This is a genomic window from Bacillus sp. N1(2025), from assembly GCF_053470005.1.
The window spans coordinates 90,327-97,890 of record NZ_JBLTJB010000012.1 but is presented as its reverse complement, the minus strand read 5'-3'; the positions used below and the strand labels follow the sequence as shown (position 1 = coordinate 97,890).

The window sequence follows — 7,564 nt, the reverse complement described above, 5'->3', positions numbered from 1 at the left end:
TCCTGGAAAAAGGCTTTGATATTGTCGGCGCCTTTGCCTGAAAACTCACTGTCGTCTAAGTCAGCCATTCCCTGAAACGCTTTTCTGAGATTAATAAATTGTTCTCTAATCTGATCGTATTGTTTAGCCCGCTTTTCTGCGGCTGAAATGAACGAGGCTGCTTCAAATACTTTCATTTACGTCTCCTTTCCGCTTCTTTCTGTCTAAATTTCACCATAGGATATAATGCCTGAAGAACTTCTTTTTTGTTGCGTTGAACTTTCTCCGTTCATAAAAATAACCATCAAACTGATGTTTTCTCCCGCAAGTCAAATCAGGGAAAATGCACCGGCTGATGGTTATAAAGAGTATGGATCCCAGTCTTAAATGCAGGGAAGTGAGATAACGAGTACACCTAGATGCCTTCATATGTGACAACCCAATATTATTTATGCCATAAACAGCTAACAGCGCAGTAAAGGTCATTACAGCATTCATTTCCCTCGAAGTTATTCTTAAGATCGTTAAATTAAACTATTGAGTATTTTTTCAAACTTATTCACGCTCATCATCTCATGAGTGAGAAATGTCCCATTATAAAACACGCTGAAAGTCGTCCAAACTGCCGGGGATTTTTGCGCCATATCTTTTGTCGTTATTCGCCGGGCCTGAAAATGTAGTCCTTTCTTTTCAGTCAGTTCCTTTACATCCTTTAACAATCCGACTGCAAATGGGCATTGAGCTGTATAAAATATTTTGATTCCCTCATCATTAACGGAATTACTTTTCACCTGTTTTTTAAATACAGAAGGATGTGCATGTTTATTCCACGTCAGTGACATCAACTGAAAATAGGGTTCTGCTTCATCTTGCACAGCAAATCCCATATGTTCAAAGAAATGCTTATCACTTAAATAAGGGAGTTTTTTCTTCCCCACTATATGAACTATCCCATCCATACCGCGGGATTTTGCATCTGACACACATTTTTCTAACAAGTGTTTGGCATGTCCGTTATTCTTATATTTACCTGAGACCCAAAGACAATTAATAAACATAAAATTAGGTGCGCTTACCGGAACCCACGCTTCTTCTGCAGGTAAATATTCAATAAAAACTTTTGCCCGTTCGTTTAGGCGATAGAACACCAAGCCATCACTCATCCGATCTTTGAGCCAGCTCTTCTTTTCATTTACCGCATCCTCATATTGTTTCGTACCTAATGCACAGCAAATATGATTGTCATCAATATTGTCCCTAGTCAACTCAATGTATTCCATTTTTCCTCACCCGCTTTCTGGATTCATCACATGAATTTCAATTTGAACAATGCAGACTGGGCATGGCGCTAGTCGGTCTTTTTTAGAACATCAGCTTTACTTCTGGGGAGTATTGTAAATTCTCAGAAATATAGAGTCCCAGAACCAATATATGAACGCAGCAACAATGCTCATTATGTAATAAATGAAAGTTCTGAAAACTGAGAAATCAATTAGCGGATTATCTATGTACCAGAACAAGAACACAGCTAAAAAAGCGACTGCTGTATAAATGAAAAGATGAACCAAACTAAACTTTTTAGGCTTCTTTCTTAGCCATAGTTGCACAGGAACAGCAAACAAAAGGTAAGTAATGAATGCGTAAAAAGCAATGATAACCACAGTAACCAATGCAAATGGCACAAAACCCGAGTATACAAACATATATAGTCCGAAGATCAAACCATACGACAAACTTGAAAAAGCCAATGTGTAGGTACAGCTTTGACTTTTGCTCCAAGACGCTGCTTCCATATAGTTCACCTGCTTTTTATCAAAATACATTTCTCATTTTTTCCTACTGTTTAAAATCAATATATATCCATCACTTTAAAAGATCTATGTTTTTTGGCAGATCATCAATTCACTATCTTAATATCCAGAAATTTTATTGCCATTAAAAAAGGTCAAGGAAATACCTTGACTGTGTATCGCTCACCAATCTGCATCCGGTTCATCGTGTTCGAATCCGTAAAAGCCTTTAATCCACACATCTCCGCAGCCGGCTCCTTTTGTGATCAATAAGTAATGATTTCTGTTTGCATCACCATTCACCTTATCAGCCGCGCTCAAGTTCAAATGATTACCCGTGAAATTCTTTTCACTAAGGGTAAAATCATATCCTGCCAGTATAATTCTCTGCAGTTTAAGCTCAAATATCGGCAGAAAGATTATGACCACAAATTCAAAGCAAGAAACGACAGCCCCCATGCAGATAGACCAAACATTACAAAGAACCTAAGCAAAGCTTCGAATTTTGTAAGTCTTCGCTCCCTTTTCGTTTTACCCAATTTCCAATAAACGGCGTAGCAGGAAAACACCAAAATGAGTTGTCCAAGTCGCGACACAGATTCTAAGAATTCTATACCATTCATTGATTTTCACCTCGTTTATTTAAACAGAGAGTCTTTCTTACAGCGTTTATCCAAAGCACTGATTTTAAAAACCGCTTGAGGAATTGTTTGTAAAATGGTTTGCCTGCCGCTTGATAAAAACGGCCCATCCTTACTCCCCCATGTATCAATCAATATGATTTTTATTATCTCAGATAGAAAGACGATTTCCAACAGTTAAGTAAAAATAAGTAACTTGCAAGATGTTTAATTGTATAAGAAAAGTTGTCTTATCCAGCAGAACCATGAGTGCTGCATTTCTCCATTAAAGCGTTAAAGGTGAATTATAAAAGAGCCGCTTTTAGGCTCATTCGCGAAGCTTTAGGGCCATGAATGAGAGCATCATGTCCGACACTTACATTGTTTCCGATATAAATGAAATATGCCTTATCTTTGACTGAAACAAATTGTGTTAACAAACCATGTAAAATGACTCCGTCTTGATTTGAACCAATCGCACGAATAGCTGCATTTGACGTTACTTAAACATTGTCCTTTATTCTCACGTCTCCTTTCACGCTGGAAAACGGACTTATGAACGAAGTTTTATCGATTTTAGGGTGTCTTTGAACCGGATTAAATGATGTAACAGGGTTAGGGCTGATAAGGGCAAAAACTTAGTGAGCCGGTGATTGTCAAATTTATCTTCCGTCAGCTTTTTATCGCTCAAAAAAAGGCCTCCTTTGAAAACGTATCTATTCATGTATATATGTAAATTCTGTGCATTTGGAGATGATAAATCATCCATAGAATCCTCCCTGCATAGCTCCCTCAATTTTTATAGAGACACTTGTCCGCAAAAAAATGTAAGGGTTTTCAAAAGAAGAGCAGTGTGCTAAATTGTAAGATAAGTAAAAATTTTCTGCGAATATTTGAAAGGGGTGTATGATTTGAAAGCAGTAGTAGCAACAAAAGACAAAAGTATAGCGATCGTACAAAAAGAATTACGTCCTTTGCGACATGGTGAAGCCAAAGTTAAGATGGAATACTGCGGTGTATGTCATACTGACTTACATGTTAAAAATGCTGATTTCGGGGATGTTACAGGCGTCACTTTAGGTCATGAGGGAATCGGCATTGTAACTGAGATTGGTGAAGGTGTAACAAGCCTGAAAAAGGGCGACCGCGTCTCTATTGCCTGGATGTTTGAAAGCTGCGGCTGCTGTGAATATTGCCTAACTGGCCGTGAAACCTTGTGCCGGGATGTAAAAAATGCCGGCTATACAGTTGACGGCGCAATGGCTGAAGAAGCAATCGTAGCGGTTGATTATGCAATAAAGGTGCCGGAAAATTTAGATCCTGCAGCAGCAAGCAGCATTACTTGTGCGGGTGTAACAACTTATAAAGCCGTTAAAGTCAGTGAAATTAAACCAGGTCAATGGATCGGTGTATTTGGAGTCGGCGGTTTAGGCAACTTGGCTGTTCAATATGCAAAAAACGTCTTTAACGCTAAAGTGATTGCTTTCGACATTAGCGATGAAAAATTGAATTTTGCTAAGAGCTTAGGCGCTGATGCGGTTGTAAACAGTTTAAACGAAGACCCCGTCGCTAAAGCAAAAGAAGTGACTAACGATTCAGGGCTTGATGCTGTGGTCATCACGGCTGTCTCTAAAACCCCTTTCAATCAAGCGGTTGATGTTGTAAAAGCAGGAGCCCGTGTAGTCGCTGTCGGTTTACCGGTGGACAAAATGGATTTAGATATTCCCCGTCTCGTGTTAGATGGGATTCAGGTAGTAGGTTCATTAGTAGGTACCAGAGAAGATTTGAAGGAAGCTTTTCAATTTGCTGCAGACGGTAAAGTTGTACCTAAAGTGACAAAGCGCCCGATTGAAGATGTGAATGATATTTTTGAAGAAATGGAGCAAGGTAAAGTGACCGGCCGCATGGTTATCGATTTTACTTCCTAATCTTAAGGCTGCCGGGAATGATACGGCAGCCTTTGATCTCGATTCTTGCTCAGCGCCCCACCCAGACTGAATGAGACTTTGTCATTTAGTTCAGAAAAGAAGCTCTACAGACCATTCAGCGGACATTCATTTAGCGAGTACTGCCTGAACTAACCCTGATACCAATATAATGCAAGGTCAGTCATTGCCGAAGCGTAGCCCTGCTGTCTTAACATAGTTGTTATGCTGCCCCGATGATAAGTTCCGTGATTGGCAACATGGAATAAAATTTCTGAGTAAGCAGTTTCTCTGTAACCTAACCAAGGATTATTTAAGTTCATTTTTTGTTCTAAATCTGTTTGGCTATTCATCCATTCTTCAAACTGTGAAGCCAGTTCTTCATAAGACGCCGCAAATTCATCTGCAGAATATAAATGAGCCCTTTCCGCATAAGCCATAGAACCTTCCAATGCTTCCTGCATGTCTATTCCTTTAAGTACTTGCAGCCACATAACATCCACCGCGCAAATGTGACTGAACGTTTGAGCAATTGTAGGATATGAACTGTGAACCTCTTCATAAAGGACATTACTTGGTAATTCCTTTATTCTTTCTAATAACGCTTTATTCGCCCAAACATGGTACTGATACATGTTTTTCACATGGTTCATTTAACATCTCTCCTTTAAAGTTGATACTTGTGATTATAAAAAAAGATATATGACAGCAGATTGTCATACATCTTTATAAATTTTCATTATTTTTTCAGCTTCATCTATTAAAATTGATTGCAGTTCCACCGGTTTTATAATTTTAGCGCCACTGCCAAAGCTCAAAAGAATTGATTTAAGCCATCCGGCATGCTGAGGCCGATACACAGAGATTGTAAACGTCATACTTCCATCTCTGTTCATGACTTTTGAAGCGTTCTGAAATTGATCTAATACTTTAGCTATGGAATTAGGATTAACCCAAATGACTACATCCGCAAACCCTCCCAGGTCGGATTCTGAATAAGATGGTTCATCTTTCACTTTGTGACTGCGCAAAAACTCTTCTTGAGTAAGCGTTATATTCATCATACGTGATACTCTAAATTCTCTATCATCTTGACGTTCTCTGCAGAAGCCATATACATACCAATTACGAAACTTATAATGAAGGTGGATAGGTTCTACTTCACGTGATGTAAATTCATTTTTATTACTGACATAATCAAAGCGTACTGCCTTTTTTTCCTGTATAGCTTTTCGCAGCCGGATTAATGAATTCGGTTCTGTTCTAAGGCTTTCCAAGTTAACATACAAAGTCCTGCTGCTTTCGCTTGTATCCAGAGATTTTAATCTATCTATCGTGTGTTCAACTTCCTTATCTTCAAAAACACTCGACAAACTGCTTAATACTGTAATTAAATTCAATACATCATGAGAACCGATTAAACTTTTATCAAATTTGTATCCTCTCATTATCCCAAAACCGCCGTTAGCCCCTTGGTATGAAACGACTGGTATTCCAGCTGCACAAATCACTTCGATGTCTCTATAAATTGTCCGCGTTGATACTTGAAATTCATCAGCTAAACTGGAAGCAGATAAAATTTCATTATGTAAGAGCTTGAATATGATTGATAACAAACGTTCTAATTTCAATTCTCAATTCCTTTCCTTATTAGAATTGGAAGTGCTCTTTTTGCTCTGACACATTTATGCCGCTCACCTCCTGTCACTTCAAGATACCACGCAGAAAGCTTAATTTTTTCACCTAACCGCATAATACGCGAATTACCATATGCTTTATACTTTGCGACACCGATAAACCCTTCTATTGCTTCATCTGATATTCAATAAAACGCCTGTTGAACCTTTGCTTATGTATACAGCTTCATCTTCACTGAGTAATTTGACGCCCAATTTAATCTACATAATAGTTCACTGAATCTCTCAACAATTTTAGATAAACATCTTCTTTTTATAGAGATGTTCGGTCAATCGACATCCTTGTGTTATATATGGTAAAATTTATAAAAACAAAGGAGCGTTGTTACATATGAGTCTTATCATTTTAGCATCCATGCTTTTATGGGGTGCAGTGATCCACGAGCTAAACAAACCTTCAAAAAAGCAAAGTAAACGAAAAATGATCCCTTTGGTATCCCTCAGTTCTTTATCTACTTTAATCATCACAATTTCGCTTTTTTCTCATTTAATTGGTTGATATTTGTTATGAGGAAACCCGCCAGAGGTTCCTCATAACACTAAAAACCTACTCACTGCACTTTTTACAGCAGACCTTATCAGAGTGTTTGCTTAACACTTTGTCCATTCTCCCCACAGGCATCTTCTTCTCACTCGGAAGTGTAAGATAAGCTGTTATCTCATCCCCTGATTTTAATGTTTTTCCGCAGATAGAGCATTTTAACTCAGTATTAAAGAAATTTTTTAATCCCATTCAGAAGCCTCCTTACTTACCTTTATAAAAGTAATACGTTAATGCTTTATAAAAGTTTCACGTTAAAGAAATACTCCTTTGCTTGGGAATATACTTCGTTTCAGTTGATCCGCAGCCGCCCCGGTCATCGTTGCCTATAACTTTATCTACATCACAAACCCGCAAGCAGCCTCCTTGTATCGTACCTTCCGTCCCTTTGTGATTTGTTTTGATTTGTCGTATACTGCGCTTGCCCGGGAAATGATGAATATTTTCGTTAACTATAATTTCCCTGTACCTCTTCGTATGTGGCTCTGCATGATGAAGTAACTTCATGATCACCAATTTCATACACAGTTTTATTGCGTGTTTGGCCATATCCCTCCTCTATTATTTATTGTCTTAGAAGCTCTTCATTTTAGACATAACATCCATTTTTTCTTATTTAGACTTAAATCTATGTCGAAATTTATCGTCCGGCATATTATGTACTATCCTAACAACAGGAGGTGGCAATAATATGGGGAACTACGGTGGAAATTACGGTGGAAGCTCTTTCGTATTGATCGTTGTGCTGTTCATTTTGTTAATCATTGTAGGTGCTGCATTCCTTTTCTAGCACATTGACGATTTATATTCGTCTCCCAAACATTGCATCCCTTAGTTCGGACAGACGCCATAAGAAGTTTTATGGCGTTTTTACTTTTTGAAAAAATCCATCTAAGATAAACATTTTTTATTTTTATTCTGGTAAGCGGGAGAGTTTCCTCCCCTGCCTGCGCCAATATTGCCGCTATGAAGGATGAGGCGAACAATCCAAAAAGCATTGATCTATTCTTTA

At 38.2% G+C, this 7,564-nt stretch carries 10 protein-coding genes; 2 read left to right on the top strand and 8 right to left on the bottom strand.

The genetic code is table 11. The features are described from left to right. The 5 genes from ACNFN4_RS20040 to ACNFN4_RS20020 form a co-directional block, all read right to left on the bottom strand. The coding region (locus tag ACNFN4_RS20040; RefSeq protein ID WP_269770609.1) for a T7SS effector LXG polymorphic toxin at positions 1 to 176 on the bottom strand (176 nt) is incomplete at its 3' end. Positions 177 to 503: 327 nt separating this feature from the next. Continuing rightward, positions 504 to 1,259, bottom strand: a complete 756-nt coding sequence (locus ACNFN4_RS20035) for an N-acetyltransferase (protein ID WP_022553297.1) — start codon at positions 1,257 to 1,259, stop codon at positions 504 to 506. Positions 1,260 to 1,355: 96 nt separating this feature from the next. Then, complete coding sequence (locus tag ACNFN4_RS20030) at positions 1,356 to 1,772, bottom strand: UPF0715 family protein (RefSeq protein WP_022553298.1); 417 nt, start codon at positions 1,770 to 1,772, stop codon at positions 1,356 to 1,358. A 180-nt stretch (positions 1,773 to 1,952) separates the two neighbouring features. Then, positions 1,953 to 2,096: a hypothetical protein gene (locus ACNFN4_RS20025; protein ID WP_007611678.1), complete on the bottom strand. Its 144-nt coding sequence runs from the start codon at positions 2,094 to 2,096 to the stop codon at positions 1,953 to 1,955. Between the two features lie 92 nt (positions 2,097 to 2,188). Then, positions 2,189 to 2,392 carry a hypothetical protein gene (locus ACNFN4_RS20020; RefSeq protein WP_017417852.1) on the bottom strand — a complete coding sequence of 68 codons (204 nt, stop codon included), beginning with the start codon at positions 2,390 to 2,392 and terminating at the stop codon, positions 2,189 to 2,191. Between the two features lie 908 nt (positions 2,393 to 3,300). Here ACNFN4_RS20020 and adhP point away from each other — a divergent pair. After that, positions 3,301 to 4,317, top strand: a complete 1,017-nt coding sequence (adhP, locus tag ACNFN4_RS20015) for an alcohol dehydrogenase AdhP (protein ID WP_205160584.1) — start codon at positions 3,301 to 3,303, stop codon at positions 4,315 to 4,317. A gap of 149 nt (positions 4,318 to 4,466) precedes the next feature. On the opposite strand, the gene ACNFN4_RS20010 is transcribed toward adhP, so the two are convergent. The 3 genes from ACNFN4_RS20010 to ACNFN4_RS20000 form a co-directional block, all read right to left on the bottom strand. Beyond that, positions 4,467 to 4,967 (bottom strand): DinB family protein, encoded by a 501-nt coding sequence (locus ACNFN4_RS20010; protein ID WP_072177783.1) that lies wholly within the window; start codon positions 4,965 to 4,967, stop codon positions 4,467 to 4,469. Positions 4,968 to 5,030: 63 nt separating this feature from the next. Continuing rightward, positions 5,031 to 5,945, bottom strand: coding sequence for a helix-turn-helix transcriptional regulator (locus ACNFN4_RS20005; protein ID WP_110124169.1), 915 nt, complete (start codon positions 5,943 to 5,945; stop codon positions 5,031 to 5,033). Positions 5,946 to 6,558: 613 nt separating this feature from the next. After that, positions 6,559 to 6,744 (bottom strand): hypothetical protein, encoded by a 186-nt coding sequence (locus ACNFN4_RS20000; RefSeq protein WP_003154035.1) that lies wholly within the window; start codon positions 6,742 to 6,744, stop codon positions 6,559 to 6,561. A gap of 499 nt (positions 6,745 to 7,243) precedes the next feature. Here ACNFN4_RS20000 and ACNFN4_RS19995 point away from each other — a divergent pair, with 499 nt between their 5' ends. Continuing rightward, the gene (locus ACNFN4_RS19995; protein ID WP_003154037.1) at positions 7,244 to 7,342 is read left to right on the top strand and encodes a YjcZ family sporulation protein; all 99 of its coding nucleotides are present in this window, start codon (positions 7,244 to 7,246) and stop codon (positions 7,340 to 7,342) included. Positions 7,343 to 7,564 lie beyond the last annotated feature (222 nt).